The sequence below is a fragment of the Metabacillus sp. FJAT-52054 genome, from assembly GCF_037201815.1.
GTDB lineage: Bacteria > Bacillota > Bacilli > Bacillales > Bacillaceae > Metabacillus_B > Metabacillus_B sediminis.
Genome location: NZ_CP147407.1, coordinates 2,084,628 through 2,101,131, shown reverse-complemented (window position 1 = coordinate 2,101,131; position 16,504 = coordinate 2,084,628). Strand labels below are relative to the sequence as shown.

Below are 16,504 nucleotides of genomic sequence, written 5' to 3'. Positions count from 1 at the left end.
AGCAAGAATATGACAGCAATAGACTTCCAAAAAAGGGGTCTCCCATCCTTTAGAATAATGATAATATGAAAGGGACGTCATACTTTGATGGAGAAGGAAAAATGAATCTATTCGGAAACAATCAGGAGGATTTTCCTTTTGCTATGTTCGGCAGCAGTCATATTGCTGCTTTGGCTGTGCTTCTCGTTTTATTGATTGTTTTATATGTTTTTAGATCAGTGCTTAAAGAAAAAAAGATGAAACCCTTAGAGATTGGCTTAGCTGTCAGCTTAGCTGCGGTTGAACTTCTTTATCACGTTTGGCTGATTGTTAATAACAATTGGGAAGTAAGACATGCACTTCCGCTCGAGCTTTGCAATATCAGTTTTATTCTGACTGTATTGCTGCTGCTTACAGGGAGCCGTCTTGTGTATGAAATCCTGCTGTTTATCGGATTAATGGGAGCGTCTCAGGCTTTGCTGACTCCGGTGCTCTCAATCGATTTTCCGCATTTTCGTTTTTTTCATTTTTTCTATACGCATACGTGGATTATCGCCGTTCCGCTCTACTATACATGGGTGAAGGGGTATCGGCCTACCATTTATTCGGTTTTAAAAACGGTTGTATTTCTAAATATCCTGCTTCCGATCGTCCTTTTTGTAAACCGCTATACGGGAGGAAATTACATGTTCCTTGACCATAAGCCGTCCAGCGGAAGTTTGCTCGATCTGCTTGGACCCTATCCCTGGTATATTCTTTCTCTCGAAGGAATAGCCGCAGGTATGGGACTCGTGCTTTGGCTGGTTTTTAGAGAGAAAACGGGGGCTGAAGGAAAACGTGCAGAGGCAGGGTCATTCGATTAGATGAAGAACCTCTAATCCAAAAAGGGTTAGGTATGGCTAATAAAGAATTTGATGGTAGCGACATTATTTATTGAAGGTAGATCAAGTTTGAAATGCTTGTTAAATATTTAAATAATAGTATGAGTCATTTTTCTCCCTTTTCAATTTCCGGATATATTAGAGACCATTTCTAATGATAAAAATACATAAAGCGGAGCAACAGCCGATATAAAAAGATTGGGGACTAAAAAATATGAAACAATCGGGGACGCTATATTTTTTCTGTGGAAAAATGGGCGCAGGAAAATCAACTAAATCAAAACAATTGGCGATAGATAAGCATGCGGTACTGTTGTCAGAGGATGAATGGCTTTCGTCTCTTTATCCCAATCAGATCGTCTCATTTGAGGATTATCTGAAATATTCAGCGAAGCTCAAGCCATTGGTGAAAAAGCATGTCCAAAACATTTTAAGTGTCGGTACAGATGTCGTAATGGATTTTCCAGCCAATACTCAAAAACTGCGAAAGTGGTTTTTGGATATTGCGGCAGAAATCAACGCAAGCCATCAGCTAATTTTCCTTAATCTAACGAACGAGCAATGCTTGCATCAAATTGCAAAAAGGCGTAATGAAGAACCCGAAAGAACAGCTTTTGACACGGAAGCAGTGTTTATCAATGTTACTAAATATTTTGAAGCACCGGAAGCATCAGAGGGTTTAAATATTTTAGAGTTTAGCGGAAAAGAATAACCAGAAGTTCATAGGATCAGAAATAATGTTAAAAAACGCAGAGGATCAAGCAGCCTCTGCGTTTTTCTGTCTGATTTTATTGACGTAAACTATGCCATTTACCTTTATAGTAGCTTTGTAAATTCGGTTTTCTATTTCACGACCAAATTACTCAGGCTATTTCCAATGGGATCCGTTTAAGAGCGGATATAATCGCCGCTCTTTCCACCTGTTTTTTTCAGCAGGGAGGTTTCCTTAATGACCATGCTTTTATCAACCGCTTTGCACATATCATAAAAAGTAAGCGCAGCAATGGATACCGCGGTCAAGGCTTCCATTTCAACGCCCGTTTTACCGTCGCACTTTACTTCTGCCTGCATAATCAGCTCGTAGCCTTCCTTGATTTTCAAATATTGAAAGTCAAAGTCCGTGCCCTGCAGATGAATAGGGTGGCACATCGGAATAATCTCCGCTGTTTTCTTTGCGCCCATAATCCCAGCAATCTGAGCCACCTGCAGCGGATCGCCTTTTTTAATGGATCCCGCTTGTATCGCTTCATAGAGTTCAGGGGATAAAGTAATGACAGCTTGAGCAACTGCCGTGCGGTTTGAGCTGTCCTTATCTGATATATCCACCATTTTTGGTCTTCCTGATTCGTTCCAATGCGTGAAAGAACTCATAAAGCTTTCCTCCTAATAATCCTTATTCCAGTCCTTGGCATGATTAATGTTAATAAAAGCAGGATCATCCTCAGGAAATGGAATCGTTAATACATGTAAATCATTCAGAAGATGCTCAAGCTTGTGTTCATCAGCTGCCAGCATTTTCTCTTGATTTTCAATGGTTCTTTTATGATACAGGGCCATTAATGGCTGTATGCGTCCGCCCTGAACCGGTACGACCGCATCTGCTTCAGAATCATTGGCAAAGCCAATCATTTCTTCCACAAATTCTGCTGTGACAAAAGGGATATCGCATGACAGAATGAAAAACCAATCTGGATCATCGATCCGGCTCATTACATTATGGATGGCATACAAGGGCCCTTGATAGGAAGAAGACTCTTCCTCAACAATCAGCCGGACATCCTCACGCTTAAACTGTCCGACAAGCTCTTCATTCGTCGAAATCACAAGAGGGGAGAGGTGATTTTGTTTTAATGCATCCAAACTATGTTCATAGAAAGGTTTACCATTATGCAGCTCGAACATTTTCGGTTTGCCAAATCTTGAAGACCTGCCGCCCGCGAGAACTACGCCAGTAATTTTCATGGACGGTTTAACTCCTCTGTGAAGTGCTGAATGGATGGAAGAATGAGCTTTGACATTCCGAGTTTTACTGCGTTTTCTGAGCCGGGCAGTACATATACAGCACGGCCGTTTATGCTTCCCGCGGCAGCTCTGCTGAACATGGCCTTTGCACCGATTTCTTCGTAGCTCAGATTCCTGAAAAGTTCCCCAAATCCTTTCATTTCCTTGTGAAACAAATTAGATACTGCTTCATATGTAACATCTCTTGGACTGAATCCTGTTCCCCCTGTAATGATAATAGCCTGGATGGCAGAACGTTCGCACCAGCCCGCTATTGCAGCGCGGATTGATAAAACGTCATCCTTAACAATTGTATATTCCTCAACAGGATGTCCATTCGCCTCTAAAATTTCCCGGATGGCTGCTCCGCTTATGTCATTTTCTTTTGTACGTGTATCGCTTACGGTCAAAATGGCCGTTTGCACCGAAATAGACTGATTATGCCTATGCACGTCAATCTGCACTCTCCTTCTGTAAATCACTATATATCCACTTTAGCAGACTTAGGGAAGAATTACATCTAAAGCCCTTGCCGCCAATGCTGCTTCATCTGTTCTTCTTTTTTCGCTTATCGATTTCTTCTGTCACAACAAATGCAAGGTCTTCATTGCCAAATAAGGAAAGCACTCCAAGCAGCGTATCGTCTTCAATGACTCCTGCTTCTTCCTTAGAAACAGTCAATTCCAAAGCATCTTTTAACGCCTGATTATCCGCTTGCTGCGGATAGGCGGCTAGATACAATTCTTCAGGATTGAGATCGTGATTAACGCACCATTGAGCAAAAACAAGAATCATCATTTTTTCTTCATTTTGATAGTTTTGAATAATTTGTTTTTCTAATTCTTTATTACTCAATGCTTTCACTTCCTTCACTCTTCATCGCTTTATTCAAAGAATAGAGCTGCAAGTCTATTTCAAGGTGTTCATTAAGTGCCAGATTCGCTAGCTGTGAACCGAGGTATGGACCCATCGTCAAACCGGAAGCACCTAATCCATTTGCGGCTAGCAGGCCTTTCCATTTAGGCACGGCTCCTATAACCGGCAGGAAGTCTTCGGTAAAGGGCCGAAAACCAACCCGCCCTTCAAGAAAGCGGCCATCGCTCAAACCAGGAGCGGTTTCCGTTGCTTTACTGAGAACTTCATGAATACCGCCTGCTGTTAAACGGGTATCGAAGACATCGGTGTTTTCATGAGTGGCACCAGCCACAATTCGCCCGCCATCAAAAGCAAGAATATATTGCGTGCCCGGCGGCATGACAACCGGCCATTGATCAGTCTGCTCACCAGGAAGCTCCAAATGGACAATTTGTGCTTTTTGAAAATATACCTGAAAGGATATGCCTAATGGTTTAAACAGGGAGGAAGCCCAGGCTCCCGCACATACAATCACCTGATCTGATCTATAGGAATGCCCATTTACAATCGCTCCGGTAACAGCATGATCCTGATGCATAAGGGAAGCATCGCCTGCAATAACTTTGGCACCGTGTTTTTTGGCAGCGCTCAGCAAAGCATCCCTTATTCCGCGCCCGTCCACCCGGGCAGCTCCGCTTACATGGAGACCATAGTATTCATTGCCAAGAGGAGGGAAGAGCTCTGAGATTTGCGATGGGTTCATCCGAGTCAGCTCTCCGATTTCAGGGGCATCCTCTTTTCGTTTCAGCGCACGTTTTTCCATCGCCGCTATTTTTTCTTCATCTTGATGGATGCTGATGGCACCGACTTTTGAATAGCCTGTATCTGTTTCTCCATCAGCTTCAAGCCCCTCAATCAGTTCCGGATAATAGCGGGCGCCGCTTTTGGCCAATTTGTACCAGGCCTGATTTCTGCGCTGTGAAAGCCAGGGACAGACTATACCTGCAGCGGCTCCTGTTGCCTGACCTTCATCGAGCCGGTCAATAATGACAACCTCTGCTCCTTTTTTAACTAAGTGATATGCGGTGGAAGCACCTAAAATGCCAGCCCCTATTATGATAAATCTTTTCATCTTCTGCACCCTTTTATGAAATCGTGTAATAGTAGGTTCATTTTTCGTACTTGCTATTATACCATTAGCTATTCCGCTCTCCTAAAACTTCTTTCAAAAAACCGAGTTCTAAACAGCACAATTGCATACCCCATAAGGGTATGGTATATTAAGGGCAGATAGCAGGGGGTGGAACGATGGAAGAAGAACAAATTCACGCAGGCGAAAAGGAAGCTGAGCATTGTGCAAGCTCCGGCCGGAAAAGCCATCATTCGGAATTAATGAAAAAGAATTTAACGTCCCGTCTTAACCGAGTTGAGGGGCAGGTACGGGGAATTAAAAGACTGATTGAAGAAGATACGTACTGTGATGATGTCATTACCCAAATCGCCGCCACTCAGGCTGCTTTAAATAGTGTAGGAAAGCTATTGCTCGAAGTCCACATGAAAACGTGCGTAGCAGAACGGATCCAGGCTGGAGACGAAGAGGTTCTGGATGAAGTGCTCTTAACGATTGGAAAGCTAATGAAAAAAGGATAAGGGGAGATTATTGTGATAACCACTCTAACAGTTAAAGGAATGAGCTGCGGACATTGTGTAAAAGCAGTTGAAGATAGCGTAGGAAAGCTTGGCGGGGTGTCCTCTGTAAAAGTCTATTTAAATGAAGGAAAAGCTGAAGTAACTTATACACCTGAAAAGGTAAGTCTGGAAGAAATCATCGAAACGATTGATGATCAAGGATATGAGGCAGCAGAATAAGACAGGGAGTACGTGCTATTGTCTAAGTAGCGCGTCTCTTTTCAGAAAAAATATACCCCTATAAGGTATAGGAGGCGGGAAATCTTGAGCAGGCAATTGAAAGAAACAAATATTGGAATCAGCGGAATGACATGCGCTGCCTGTGCAGCCCGTATTGAGAAAGGCCTTAAAAAACTGGATGGAATAGAGGAAGCGAATGTAAATCTTGCGCTTGAACGATCTTCTATTCAATACGATGCAAAAACAGTCAGCCTCTCTGAAATACATGCAAAAATTAAAGATCTTGGATATGAACCAGAAGGGATAAAAGATGCCTTTTCCATTACAGGAATGACCTGTTCCGCCTGCGCAGCCAGGATTGAGAAAGGACTGAATAAAACGCATGGAGTTTATAAAGCATCCGTGAATCTGGCCACGGAAAGTGCTTCGGTCGAATATAATCCTGCTGATACTGGACCAAAGGAAATTATTAACAGGATTGAAAAACTGGGATATGGGGCCGCAGTGAAGAAGGAAGATAAGGAGGCAGGGGACCGGCGATTAAAAGAAATTCAAAACCAGCAGGGGAAATTCTTGTTTTCTATGATTCTGTCCATTCCGCTGCTTTGGGCAATGGTCAGCCATTTTTCTTTTACATCCTTTATTTATTTGCCCGATATGCTGATGAACCCTTGGGTTCAGCTTGCGTTCGCTACACCCGTTCAATTTATTGCCGGTGGGCAATTTTATAAAGGCGCTTACCATGCATTAAGAAATAAAGGCGCCAATATGGACGTTCTGGTGGCCTTGGGTACTTCCACAGCTTATTTATACAGCCTGTTCATAACGTTTAAATCAATCAGTTTACAGGAACATATACAAGGGCTTTATTTTGAAACAAGCGCCATTCTCATTACCCTCATCCTGCTTGGGAAAATGCTTGAAACGCAAGCAAAAGGCCGGTCATCCGAATCAATCAAAAAACTGATGGGGCTGCAGGCCAAAACAGCTTCCGTTTACCGGGATGGGCAGGAGATGACGGTTCCGCTTGAAGAAGTTGTAAAAGGGGATCTTGTTTTCGTTAAACCGGGAGAAAAAATTCCGGTTGACGGTGAGATTATCGAAGGCCGAACGGCAATAGATGAGTCCATGCTCACAGGGGAAAGCATCCCCTCAGATAAAGCAGCCGGGGATTCAGTATTCGGTTCGACGATAAACAAGAACGGATTCATTAAGTTCCGCGCTGCCAAAGTAGGAAAAGAGACGGCTCTCGCGCAAATTATTAAAGTGGTGGAGGAAGCTCAAAGTTCAAAAGCACCTATCCAAAGGCTTGCAGATCAAATTTCCGGTGTATTTGTTCCGGTAGTATTAGGATTGGCTTTTCTCACATTTTTAGTTTGGATCGTCTGGATTAACCCTGGTGAATTTGCTTCTGCCCTGGAAAAGCTGATTGCGGTCCTTGTAATCGCCTGTCCATGTGCTCTTGGTCTTGCGACTCCAACCTCCATTATGGCCGGTTCAGGGCGCGCGGCAGAATACGGGATTTTGTTTAAGGGCGGAGAACATTTAGAAGCTGCGCACAGGATTGATACCGTTTTATTAGATAAGACGGGAACAGTAACGAACGGTACTCCTGTTTTGACCGATGTAAACATCATTTCGGAAAATGAAAATCAAGTTTTATCCATTCTTGCTTCAGCAGAGAATCAGTCAGAGCACCCGCTGGCAAAAGCCATTACAGATGGAATCAAAGAACGGGGAATTCCTTTAGCAGAGGTTCAGGAATTTGAAACGATTCCAGGGTATGGAATCCGTTCAGCTGTGAACGGAGATATCGTTTTGGCTGGAACAAGAAAATTTATGGAAGAAAATGGTATAGAAATCTCTCAGGCAATCCCTTTAATGAAGAAATTAGAAGGGGAGGGCAAGACCGCCATGCTGATTGGCATTAACGGTACGTATGCAGGGCTGATTTCAGTTGCAGATACGATCAAAGCAAATTCAGCAGAAGCAGTGAAGAGATTGAAGGACATGAATGTAAGGGTAATCATGGTTACCGGAGATAACGAGAGAACTGCCAAGACTATTGCCGCTCAGGCAGGAATCGATGAAGTGATTGCAGAGGTATTGCCGGAAGAAAAAGCTGCGGCTGTGAAAAGACTTCAGAAAGAAGGCAAACGGGTGGCCATGGTGGGAGACGGAATAAACGATGCACCTGCCCTTGCTTCAGCTGATATCGGCATGGCAATCGGCACCGGAACAGATGTGGCGATGGAGGCAGCCGATATCACCCTCATACGAGGGGATTTGAACAGGATTGCTGATGCCTTATTCATGAGCCGAAAAACGATCCGCAATATTAAACAAAACCTGTTCTGGGCATTTGGCTATAACGTAATTGGAATTCCTATCGCTGCAGCAGGCTTCCTTGCTCCATGGCTTGCAGGTGCAGCAATGGCATTTAGCTCAGTTTCAGTCGTTCTTAATGCACTTCGACTCCAGCGAGTAAAGCTAAAATAATGGAGGCAGATTATGTCGATCATAACAAAATGGGTTGTGGCAGCCGTTTTGATTGCGGGAGCAGTAACCGGTGTGTATCTTATGGTGCAAGCTGCTTCGGGTAAACCTGAAGGGAGAAATCACTCTCATCAAGAGGCCAATCCTCATTCAAGTCACGATAACCTTAACGTCCACTCAAAAGAAATTCAAGCGGCAGTTACGTTTCAGGATAATCGCATTGTAATCAGGTTAAAAGACAATGAAGGGAAACCATTTGACAAACTAAAGGTCAATCACGAAAAAATCATGCACCTCATTGTAGTAAGTGATGATTTGAAGAAATATCACCATATTCATCCCGTCAAAACGGCAGATGGCACATTTGAGGCAGAACAAAAGCTTTCTGACGGAAACTACAAGGCATTTGTGGATATCAGCCCTGAAAATGCGGAGTATGAGGTGAAGCCGCTAGGATTCCATATCGGTACTTTAAATGGAGTGAAAATCCCATCGCTGCAGCCGGAAAACTCATATAAAAAGACTGCAGGGGACTATACGGCTGAGATGAATCCCCATGAACTGAAAAGCCAGGAACCGGTTACGCTTGCATTTTCATTTAACAAAGGGGAGCCGGAACCATATCTTGGCGCTGCAGGACATGTCGTCATTCTGGATGAAAAAGGGGAAAAGTACGTACATGTTCACCCGGCTTCTGAAAAAGAGACAAAGTTTGAAACGCAATTTGAGAAACCGGGGATATATAAGATTTGGGCAGAATTCAAGTTTGAAGGGAAGGTTCATGTTTTCCCTTATACAGTTAAGGTGGAAGACTGATAGAGAAAAAGCAAGAAGCTGGAAAACTTCTTGCTTTTTCTTTTTGTTTATTCTCAGTATGAACACAGTTAGTTCTTTTGTTAAAGTATGAAATGTTCAGCAAGGCTTCTAAACATTTCTCCGGGAAGAGATTCTTCTTGATAAAGTCCTTCAGTCAGTCTGTCATCAGGCTGTCCAAAAGGTATTCTTGCGATGACTTCCGTTTGCAGCTGTCTGGCAAGCATTTCTCCGCCATCTTTCCCAAACAAATATCTTTTCGTGCCATCTGATTCTTCCAGGTATGCCATGTTTTCTACAACTCCGGCGATTTCATGCTTCGTATGCTGAGCCATGATTCCAGCTCTTGATGCTACTAAAGAAGCGACCACATGAGGAGTGGTAACGATAACTTCCTTGGCCTGCGGGATCATCGCCGCTACATCGATGGCCACATCACCGGTTCCGGGCGGAAGATCAAGGAGCAAGTAGTCAAGTTCCCCCCAATGGGTGTTTACCAGGAAATTTTTAATCCATTTATTCAGCATGGGACCGCGCCACATCACAGGGTTGTTTCCATTCGCAAAGAAGGCCATGGACATGATTTTAATACCATAGCTTTCTACCGGGATTGCGGTCTGATCAATCATTGTAGGTTTATCCTGTACTTGCAGCATAGCGGGAATGCTGAATCCGTAAATGTCTGCATCAAGAATGCCGACTTTTTTCCCCATTTTAGCCAGTGCAGCTGCAAGGTTGATCGTAACGGTAGATTTGCCGACTCCGCCTTTCCCGCTCGTAATGGTAAGGAAGGTAACCCCTGAATCCGGGCGGAGCATGGCTGGCATGCCGTTATCAGCTGTCGTTTCGTTTTTCAAAGATTGTGTTAATGCCGCTCTTTCCTCGGGAGTCATAGATCCGAATTCGATCGTAACCTTGGATGCGCCAATTTTGTAAAGGGCATTTTCGATGTCTTCCTGAATTTTCGCCTTTAATGGACAGCCTGAAATCGTTAAAACGACTTGCAGCTGGATATGGTTTCCCTCCAGCCGCACATTCCTTATCATGTTTAACTCTACTAAGCTTTTATTCAATTCAGGATCGTTTACATGCTTTAAAGCATTCAGAATTTGTTCATTTGTCATTTTTTGATCAGTCCTTACTGAGTCAGATTCTATACTGGAGACTGCTGTAAACAAGAATAATAATGGCAGGTTTTCGCATGCATGAGCAGGGCAAAGGAGAGGATTCGCTGCGCTACACGCCTGAAGACTCTCATCTGTCCCGCTGCTTCCTCGCGGGTAGTCCATCATTTGTCAGACAAAATCGTCAGACAAACGGGGCAGTCCGTCACTTGTCAGACAAAATTGTCAAACAATCTGAGAAATCCATCACTTGTCAGACAAAATCTGGACTCTCACGCCGCCATTGAAAAAGACTGAAAAGAAGCTCAAGGCGTCTTTTCAGTCAGTAAGTTATTTCTCTTTCAGATCTTTTCCCATTCCACGGAGGAAATGGAGGCCGAAGCCGATTGCTCTATTAATATCAGGATCGCTCAGTGTTTTTAATAAATCCATGACGGTTACCTTTTTTTCAGATTCTAAGTATTTGCTTCCTGCATCCATACCGGCAACAGCACTGTTTAATAGCTTGGAAGTTTGTTCGGGATCTGCTTTCATCAATGCTCCAGTTGCACCGAGCAAGGTATTGAGAAGGTTGGTAACTGGTTTGCGTGAAACCTGTCCAAGAGCTATTTTTGCAATTTCGTCTTTGGCTAGAAGCATATGGTCCGCTGCGTCAAGAACGCCGATGCTGTTCAGCTCACTTGCTATTTCCAGCATTTTTGTCAAAGCTGTTTCATTTTCAGCGAGCAGTGTTTTTAAATCATTAAGCTTTTGCTGTTTAACTTCTTCCTCGCTTAATTGAGGTTTTCTGATTTCTGTAATAGGAGCTGCCAATGGTATTCCCTCCTTATTTGTCCGTAGTCAGATGAACATAGCCTGGGCGAGCCCATTTTCGTTCTGCTTCAACTCCGTTTTGAGGATAGCGTTTTTTATTTCTTGGATTTGTGCTTGGCAATGGCATCTCGCGTTTTTCTCCCAGCACTTCCATCCTTACTTTTGTCTGTTTATAGGCAGGCGTATTGGTTTCTGTATCATAAATCGGCCCTGTTAAGAAGTTGACTGCTGTCTCTTTATCGACTGAATTCATCGGAAGGTAGATTTCTTTTCCTTTAACCCGATCCGTGATCAGGACACTCAATTTTACGGCTCCAAATGGAGAAACGAGGCGAACCACTGAACCATCCTCCACTCCGCGCTCTTTAGCTAGGGCAGAAGAGACCTCTACAAATACCTGCGGAACCTTAGCTTGAATTCCTTTGGATTTGTTCGTCATATTTCCTTCATGGAAATGCTCGAGCATCCGGCCATTGTTGATATTCAAGTCATACTCATCAGGGAACTCAGCAGGTGTCACCCAGTCAGAAAGGGCAAACCGCGCTTTTTTGTCCGGGAAGTTGAAGCCGTCTGTATAAAGAAGCGGCGTACTTTTCCCATCAAAGCTGCCCCACAGGAAGCTGTTCCAGCCTTCAAGCACTTCGTAGCTTGCATCGCCGAACAATGGAGACAGGGAAGCCATTTCAGCGAAAATATCGCTTGGGTGCGTGTAATTCCAGTTTGCGCCTAGACGGTTGGCAATTTCTTGGACAATCCACCAATCCGGCTTGGAGTCGCCAAGTGTTGGCAGGGCTTGATACAATCTTTGAACCCTACGCTCCGTGTTGGTGAACGTTCCATCTTTCTCTAAAGAAGGCGCCGCAGGCAGAACAACATCTGCGTATTGGGCTGTTCTGGAAAGGAAGATGTCCTGAACAACAAAGAACTCAAGGCTTGAAAGAATTTCATCAACATGATTGGAATCGGCATCTACCAGTGCCATATCTTCTCCGACCAAGTACATAGCTTTCATTTTGCCGGCACCAATGGACCCCAGCATTTCAATGTTATTCAATCCAGGGGTACTGCTGATTTTCACACCGTACGCTTCTTCAAATTTTGCGCGGGCAGCTTCATCGGTTACGTGCTGATAGCCTGGAAGCCAGCCTGGCAGCGTACCCATGTCACAAGCGCCTTGAACGTTGTTATGTCCGCGAAGAGGGTAGGCGCCGGCACCAGGACGGCGATAATTTCCTGTTGCAAGCAATAGATTGGAGATAGCAGCAGAAGTATGGGAACCGCCGGTATTTTGTGTGACGCCCATTCCCCAAAGCACGCATGTGCCGTCAGCATCGCGAATCATTTCGGCAATTTCAATCATCTGTTCCTTCGTAATGCCCGTCCATTTCTCAGCATACTCAAGCGTGTAACGTTCAAGTACTTCCTTGTACTCATCAAAGAAATTCACATTTTCATCAATAAAGCGCTGATCGTGCCAGCCTTGATCCATCATGTATTTCGTTACCGCCATAATCCACACTTGATCCGTTCCTTGTTTCGGGCTGATAAACAAATCGGATCGTTCAGCCATCTCGTTTTTCCGCAGGTCAGAAACGATTAGCTTCTGGCCATGAAGTTTATGGGCGCGTTTAACCCGTGTTGCAAGAACCGGATGTCCTTCAGCCGGATTGGCGCCGACGATGATGACGAGGCCTGCTTTCGCAATATCCTTGATGGTACCTGCGTCTCCGCCCATTCCTACTGTACGGAATAATCCGTCTGTGGCAGGGGATTGGCAGTAGCGGGAGCAGTTGTCCACGTTGTTCGTTTCAAAAACCTGACGGGCAAGTTTCTGGATTACGTAGTTTTCTTCGTTCGTAATTTTGGAAGATGAAATCAGACCTACGGAGCCTTCCCCGTGCTTTTCTTTAATCGTTCCAAGTCTGCTTGCGACGAGGTCAAGGGCTTCCTTCCAGCTTGCTTCTACGAACGCGCCGTTTTTTCGGATAAGCGGTTTCGTAATACGCTCTTCGGAGTTCACGAAATCCCATCCGAATTTCCCTTTGACACAAGTAGAAATGGCATTAACCGGTGCATCATCAACGGGCTGCACCTTGAGTATTTTACGGTCCTTCGTCCAAACTTCAAATGCACAGCCGACTCCGCAGAAGGTGCAGACCGTTTTGGTTTTCTTTGTGCGAGTGTCTCTCATCGCAGCTTCTGCTTCCGAAATAGCGAAAATTCCGCTGTATCCGGGCTCAACCTCTTTTACGAGATCAATCATAGGACTGAGCATATCGCTTTTAAGTCCTGTCATGAAACCGGCTTCGCCGAGCATTGATTTTTCCATGAGCGCATTACATGGACAGACTGTTACACATTGTCCGCAGCTGACGCAGGATGAATCATTGATGGCTGCACCATCATCCCAAATGACGCGGGGACGGTCTGCCTCCCAGTCAATGGAGAGGGTCTCATTCACCTGCAGATTTTGACACACTTCGACACACTGTCCGCAGGCGATGCATTGGTTGGCATCATAGCGGTAAAATGGATGGGACATATCCACGTCATCCAGATCGACTTTAGGTGTATACGGATATTTTTGATGCTCGATTTCCATGAATTCAGCCGTGTTATGCAGCTTGCAATTTCCGTTGTTGTTATCGCATACGGTGCAGTAGAGCAGGTGATTTTCTAGAATACGGTCCATCGCTTCTGTCTGGGCTGACTTTGCTGCACTTGAATCCAATTCAATATTCATACCGTCAGATGCACAGGTTGCACATGACCGGACAAGCTGGCCGTCCACTTCCACGATGCACGTATCACACGTCTGGATTGGATCCACTTCAGGCACATAGCAAATCTGCGGATGCTGAATCTGCTGTTCGTTTAAGATTTCAAGAATGGAAGTCCCCGGATTGGCTTCGTATTCGCTTCCATTAATTTTCACGCTAATCTTCGAATCACTCATTATTTTGCCCCTTCCTGAATTTGGACATAAAAAAACCACCATGATTGCATGAGTCCAATTATTGGACAGCACACAATACATGGTGGAATAATTTATTAGCAGATCTTGCTAAAGAACCAGTCCAAGCCATTTCGTTATCATAGGCGATAAAAACACAGCAGCGCACTACTGCATCTCCATCAATATGGCTATTATAGACCCATTTTTCAAAAGATACAATACACCTTGAAACAATCGGGGGCTCCAATGCAAGGCTCTTTTATTTTTTGAATCTTTGATTTATGATAGACCAATTGATAAAGTTTGCTAGAGAAATAGAGGAGATGGATTCATGCCAAATGTCATTCATGAATTTAACGATATGATCAGAAAGCTTCGCAAGGAATTATTCGGGAAGGGGCCTGAACGGATTCACACCGTTTTTGTAGAGAACATGGCGGTTTCAACCCTTTATGGAAATCTGACTCCAACCGAACTGTTTCTATCCAAAACACAGGAAGGCAAGGACATGATTCATGCAGCCAGAACAAAAATGATTCAGGATGTATATTCAGCAAGTCCTCCTGAAGGGATGGAAGAACTAATGGGGGCAAAGCTTGTGCATTTATTCTCCGACATAAAAGTGGAAGAAAATATGGCAGTATCTGTATTTGTTTTTGATAAGAATATTATGTAAACCAAGGAGGGTTTCCTATTGGAGCCAATCCAGATAAAAAGAGAGATTATCCGGGTTTCAAATGGCAGATCAGAGTGCCTGGAGGATACAGTGGTTACCGAATTTCCAGTAACGGTGAAAGTGAATGGAAAAGAACTTGTGACAATGGTCTGCACTCCGGAATACGTGGAAGACATGGTTGCCGGTTTTTTGGCATCTGAGGGTGTAATTCGCAAGTATGATGACATTAAAGAGATTTGGATGCAGGAAAAAGAAGGGTATGTTCATGTGAAAACAGACCATATCAATCCCTATTATGAAAATTTTCAAAGTAAGCGCTATATTACTTCCTGCTGCGGGATGAGCAGACAGGGATTTGTCTTTGTCAACGACGCACTTACCGCCAAAAAAATGGACGGAGTCCGGGTAAAAGTAACCCCAGCAGATTGTTTCAGACTGATGGAAGACATGCAGAAATCTGCTCAGACATTCCAAAATACAGGCGGGGTGCATAATGCTGCATTATGTGATGTAAATGGAATGATTTTAAGCAGAATGGATATCGGGCGTCATAATGCCCTTGATAAAATATATGGTTATTGCTTGAAAAACAAAATATCGATTGAAGACAAGATCATTGTATTCAGCGGCCGCATCTCTTCAGAAATTCTGCTGAAGGTTGCAAAAATCGGCTGTGAGATGGTTCTCTCCAAATCAGCACCGACAGAGCTTGCGCTAAAGCTTGCTGATGAACTGGGCATTACGGCAGCAGGCTTTATCCGAAATGAGTCAATGAATATCTATACGCACCCTGAACGGATCAAGCTGGATGAACAATGACTTGGAAGGAGAGGGAACAGCTATGAAAAACAGTGTAACCGATACACTTCAGCGTCCGCTCCGGGATTTGCGCCTTTCTGTAACGGACCGCTGCAATTTTCGGTGCAGGTATTGCATGCCTGAAGAAATATTCGGTCCGGATTATTCGTTTTTATCCTCGGATCATATCTTATCCTTTGACGAAATGGAGCGGTTGACAAAGCTTTTCGCTTCGCTTGGAGTGGAGAAAGTCAGAATAACAGGCGGCGAACCGCTTTTAAGAAAAAATCTTCCCGGGCTGATCGAACGTCTTGCAGTCATTGACGGGATAAAGGACATCGCGATTACTACAAATGGATCTCTCTTGAAAAAGCAGGCTGGAGCATTAAAGCAAGCTGGTTTGCACCGGGTGACAGTAAGCCTTGATTCACTTGATGAAGAAAGATTCAGCAGCTTAAACGGGAATAGAAGCAGTGTAAAAAGGGTACTGGAGGGTATTGAGGCTGCAGCAGATGCAGGCCTTCAAGTGAAAATTAACATGGTTGTACAAAAAGGGAAGAACGACCAGGATATCATTCCCATGGCAAGATATTTTAAAGAAAAGCAGCACATTCTGCGGTTTATCGAATATATGGATGTGGGAAATACGAACGGCTGGAAAATGGACGAGGTTTACTCCAAGCAGGAGATTCTGAATAGAATCGGACAAGTCATGCCGATCGAGCCTCTTTCACCGAATTATACAGGGGAAGTGGCAACTCGATACCGGTACTTGGACGATGGACAGGAAATCGGTGTGATCTCGTCGGTTACAGATTCATTTTGCTCTGCCTGTTCGAGAGCGAGAGTATCTGCTGAAGGGAAACTCTATACGTGTCTTTTTGCGGCGGACGGGTTTGATCTGCGAAATCAGCTGAGGTCAGAAAAAAGTGACCAGGAGCTTCTCGATATCCTTTCCTCCCTTTGGAATCACCGGAAAGACCGGTATTCGGATGAACGCAGGGAGGGAAAAACCTCCGGATCAAAAGTAGAAATGTCCCATATTGGCGGCTGACTGAATAATGCTGTATAGCTTTCTCATCATTTTTTTGATAGGATATGATTGTTTGAGCAATAATGGAAGATATGCAAGACCTGCATATTTTTTATTATGGGAAAAATGATGAATGATTTTGCTGTATGGGATTGCAGCAGGATTTGGCAGCATTCTTAAAGCCCCTTCTTTGAACGGGCTATATGAGTG

17 protein-coding genes are annotated in these 16,504 nt (G+C 44.1%); 9 read left to right on the top strand and 8 right to left on the bottom strand.

From position 1 onward, the window contains the following. Window positions 1-101 precede the first annotated feature (101 nt). Together WCV65_RS11000 and WCV65_RS10995 are read left to right on the top strand one after the other, a co-directional pair. Entirely contained in the window at window positions 102-842 is a 741-nt protein-coding gene (locus WCV65_RS11000; protein WP_338776425.1) for a TIGR02206 family membrane protein, read from the top strand. A 232-nt stretch (window positions 843-1,074) separates the two neighbouring features. Further along, complete coding sequence (locus tag WCV65_RS10995; RefSeq protein WP_338776423.1) at window positions 1,075-1,572, top strand: ATP-binding protein; 498 nt, start codon at window positions 1,075-1,077, stop codon at window positions 1,570-1,572. Window positions 1,573-1,748: 176 nt separating this feature from the next. Here WCV65_RS10995 and moaC read toward each other — a convergent pair whose 3' ends face one another. The 5 genes from moaC to WCV65_RS10970 all read right to left on the bottom strand — a co-directional run bounded on the left by moaC (window position 1,749) and on the right by WCV65_RS10970 (window position 4,848). Then, complete coding sequence (gene moaC, locus WCV65_RS10990; RefSeq protein WP_338776421.1) at window positions 1,749-2,231, bottom strand: cyclic pyranopterin monophosphate synthase MoaC; 483 nt, start codon at window positions 2,229-2,231, stop codon at window positions 1,749-1,751. 12 nt (window positions 2,232-2,243) lie between these two features. Continuing rightward, a complete protein-coding gene (locus tag WCV65_RS10985; protein ID WP_338776418.1) occupies window positions 2,244-2,822 on the bottom strand; it encodes a molybdenum cofactor guanylyltransferase in 579 nt (192 codons plus the stop codon). Further along, window positions 2,819-3,313, bottom strand: a complete 495-nt coding sequence (locus WCV65_RS10980) for a MogA/MoaB family molybdenum cofactor biosynthesis protein (protein ID WP_338782262.1) — start codon at window positions 3,311-3,313, stop codon at window positions 2,819-2,821. Before WCV65_RS10980 ends, WCV65_RS10985 begins: the two co-directional genes overlap by 4 nt. 94 nt (window positions 3,314-3,407) lie before the next feature. Further along, complete coding sequence (locus WCV65_RS10975) at window positions 3,408-3,716, bottom strand: hypothetical protein (RefSeq protein ID WP_338776416.1); 309 nt, start codon at window positions 3,714-3,716, stop codon at window positions 3,408-3,410. Next, window positions 3,709-4,848: an FAD-binding oxidoreductase gene (locus WCV65_RS10970; protein ID WP_338776414.1), complete on the bottom strand. Its 1,140-nt coding sequence runs from the start codon at window positions 4,846-4,848 to the stop codon at window positions 3,709-3,711. The genes WCV65_RS10975 and WCV65_RS10970 overlap by 8 nt, the downstream gene beginning before the upstream one ends. A gap of 176 nt (window positions 4,849-5,024) precedes the next feature. On the opposite strand from WCV65_RS10970, the gene WCV65_RS10965 reads away from it, so the two are divergent. The 4 genes from WCV65_RS10965 (at window position 5,025) to WCV65_RS10950 (ending at window position 8,897) form a co-directional block, all read left to right on the top strand. Further along, entirely contained in the window at window positions 5,025-5,366 is a 342-nt protein-coding gene (locus tag WCV65_RS10965) for a metal-sensitive transcriptional regulator (RefSeq protein ID WP_338776413.1), read from the top strand. 9 nt (window positions 5,367-5,375) lie between these two features. Then, window positions 5,376-5,585 carry a copper chaperone CopZ gene (gene copZ / locus WCV65_RS10960; protein ID WP_156505979.1) on the top strand — a complete coding sequence of 70 codons (210 nt, stop codon included), beginning with the start codon at window positions 5,376-5,378 and terminating at the stop codon, window positions 5,583-5,585. An 84-nt stretch (window positions 5,586-5,669) separates the two neighbouring features. Next, window positions 5,670-8,084, top strand: coding sequence for a heavy metal translocating P-type ATPase (locus WCV65_RS10955; protein ID WP_338776412.1), 2,415 nt, complete (start codon window positions 5,670-5,672; stop codon window positions 8,082-8,084). A 12-nt stretch (window positions 8,085-8,096) separates the two neighbouring features. Further along, window positions 8,097-8,897, top strand: coding sequence for a hypothetical protein (locus WCV65_RS10950; RefSeq protein ID WP_051860811.1), 801 nt, complete (start codon window positions 8,097-8,099; stop codon window positions 8,895-8,897). An 80-nt stretch (window positions 8,898-8,977) separates the two neighbouring features. On the opposite strand, the gene WCV65_RS10945 is transcribed toward WCV65_RS10950, so the two are convergent. The 3 genes from WCV65_RS10945 to fdhF all read right to left on the bottom strand — a co-directional run bounded on the left by WCV65_RS10945 (window position 8,978) and on the right by fdhF (window position 13,787). Further along, on the bottom strand, window positions 8,978-10,018 hold the full coding sequence (locus WCV65_RS10945; RefSeq protein ID WP_338776406.1) for a P-loop NTPase: 1,041 nt from the start codon (window positions 10,016-10,018) through the stop codon (window positions 8,978-8,980). A gap of 330 nt (window positions 10,019-10,348) precedes the next feature. Next, window positions 10,349-10,831, bottom strand: a complete 483-nt coding sequence (locus WCV65_RS10940; protein ID WP_338776404.1) for a DUF1641 domain-containing protein — start codon at window positions 10,829-10,831, stop codon at window positions 10,349-10,351. Between the two features lie 13 nt (window positions 10,832-10,844). Beyond that, entirely contained in the window at window positions 10,845-13,787 is a 2,943-nt protein-coding gene (gene fdhF, locus WCV65_RS10935; protein ID WP_338776402.1) for a formate dehydrogenase subunit alpha, read from the bottom strand. Between the two features lie 331 nt (window positions 13,788-14,118). Here fdhF and WCV65_RS10930 point away from each other — a divergent pair, with 331 nt between their 5' ends. From WCV65_RS10930 to moaA, 3 genes are read left to right on the top strand one after another with little or no spacing between them, the layout of a single operon-like run. Further along, complete coding sequence (locus WCV65_RS10930; RefSeq protein ID WP_338776400.1) at window positions 14,119-14,463, top strand: DUF2294 domain-containing protein; 345 nt, start codon at window positions 14,119-14,121, stop codon at window positions 14,461-14,463. Window positions 14,464-14,481: 18 nt separating this feature from the next. Continuing rightward, on the top strand, window positions 14,482-15,282 hold the full coding sequence (gene fdhD, locus WCV65_RS10925; RefSeq protein ID WP_035411407.1) for a formate dehydrogenase accessory sulfurtransferase FdhD: 801 nt from the start codon (window positions 14,482-14,484) through the stop codon (window positions 15,280-15,282). 22 nt (window positions 15,283-15,304) lie between these two features. Further along, window positions 15,305-16,315, top strand: coding sequence for a GTP 3',8-cyclase MoaA (gene moaA / locus WCV65_RS10920; RefSeq protein WP_338782260.1), 1,011 nt, complete (start codon window positions 15,305-15,307; stop codon window positions 16,313-16,315). The last annotated feature ends 189 nt before the right edge of the window (window positions 16,316-16,504 follow it).

Excerpts from the sequence above, each read along its gene's own strand:
- moaC (WP_338776421.1), bottom strand. The coding sequence starts at position 2,231 with ATGAGTTCTTTCACGCATTGGAACGAATCAGGAAGACCAAAAATGGTG.
- WCV65_RS10970 (WP_338776414.1), bottom strand. The coding sequence starts at position 4,848 with ATGAAAAGATTTATCATAATAGGGGCTGGCATTTTAGGTGCTTCCACC.
- WCV65_RS11000 (WP_338776425.1), top strand. The coding sequence starts at position 102 with ATGAATCTATTCGGAAACAATCAGGAGGATTTTCCTTTTGCTATGTTC.
- fdhF (WP_338776402.1), bottom strand. The coding sequence starts at position 13,787 with ATGAGTGATTCGAAGATTAGCGTGAAAATTAATGGAAGCGAATACGAA.
- WCV65_RS10950 (WP_051860811.1), top strand. The coding sequence starts at position 8,097 with ATGTCGATCATAACAAAATGGGTTGTGGCAGCCGTTTTGATTGCGGGA.
- WCV65_RS10930 (WP_338776400.1), top strand. The coding sequence starts at position 14,119 with ATGCCAAATGTCATTCATGAATTTAACGATATGATCAGAAAGCTTCGC.
- WCV65_RS10945 (WP_338776406.1), bottom strand. The coding sequence starts at position 10,018 with ATGACAAATGAACAAATTCTGAATGCTTTAAAGCATGTAAACGATCCT.
- WCV65_RS10965 (WP_338776413.1), top strand. The coding sequence starts at position 5,025 with ATGGAAGAAGAACAAATTCACGCAGGCGAAAAGGAAGCTGAGCATTGT.
- WCV65_RS10995 (WP_338776423.1), top strand. The coding sequence starts at position 1,075 with ATGAAACAATCGGGGACGCTATATTTTTTCTGTGGAAAAATGGGCGCA.
- WCV65_RS10985 (WP_338776418.1), bottom strand. The coding sequence starts at position 2,822 with ATGAAAATTACTGGCGTAGTTCTCGCGGGCGGCAGGTCTTCAAGATTT.
- moaA (WP_338782260.1), top strand. The coding sequence starts at position 15,305 with ATGAAAAACAGTGTAACCGATACACTTCAGCGTCCGCTCCGGGATTTG.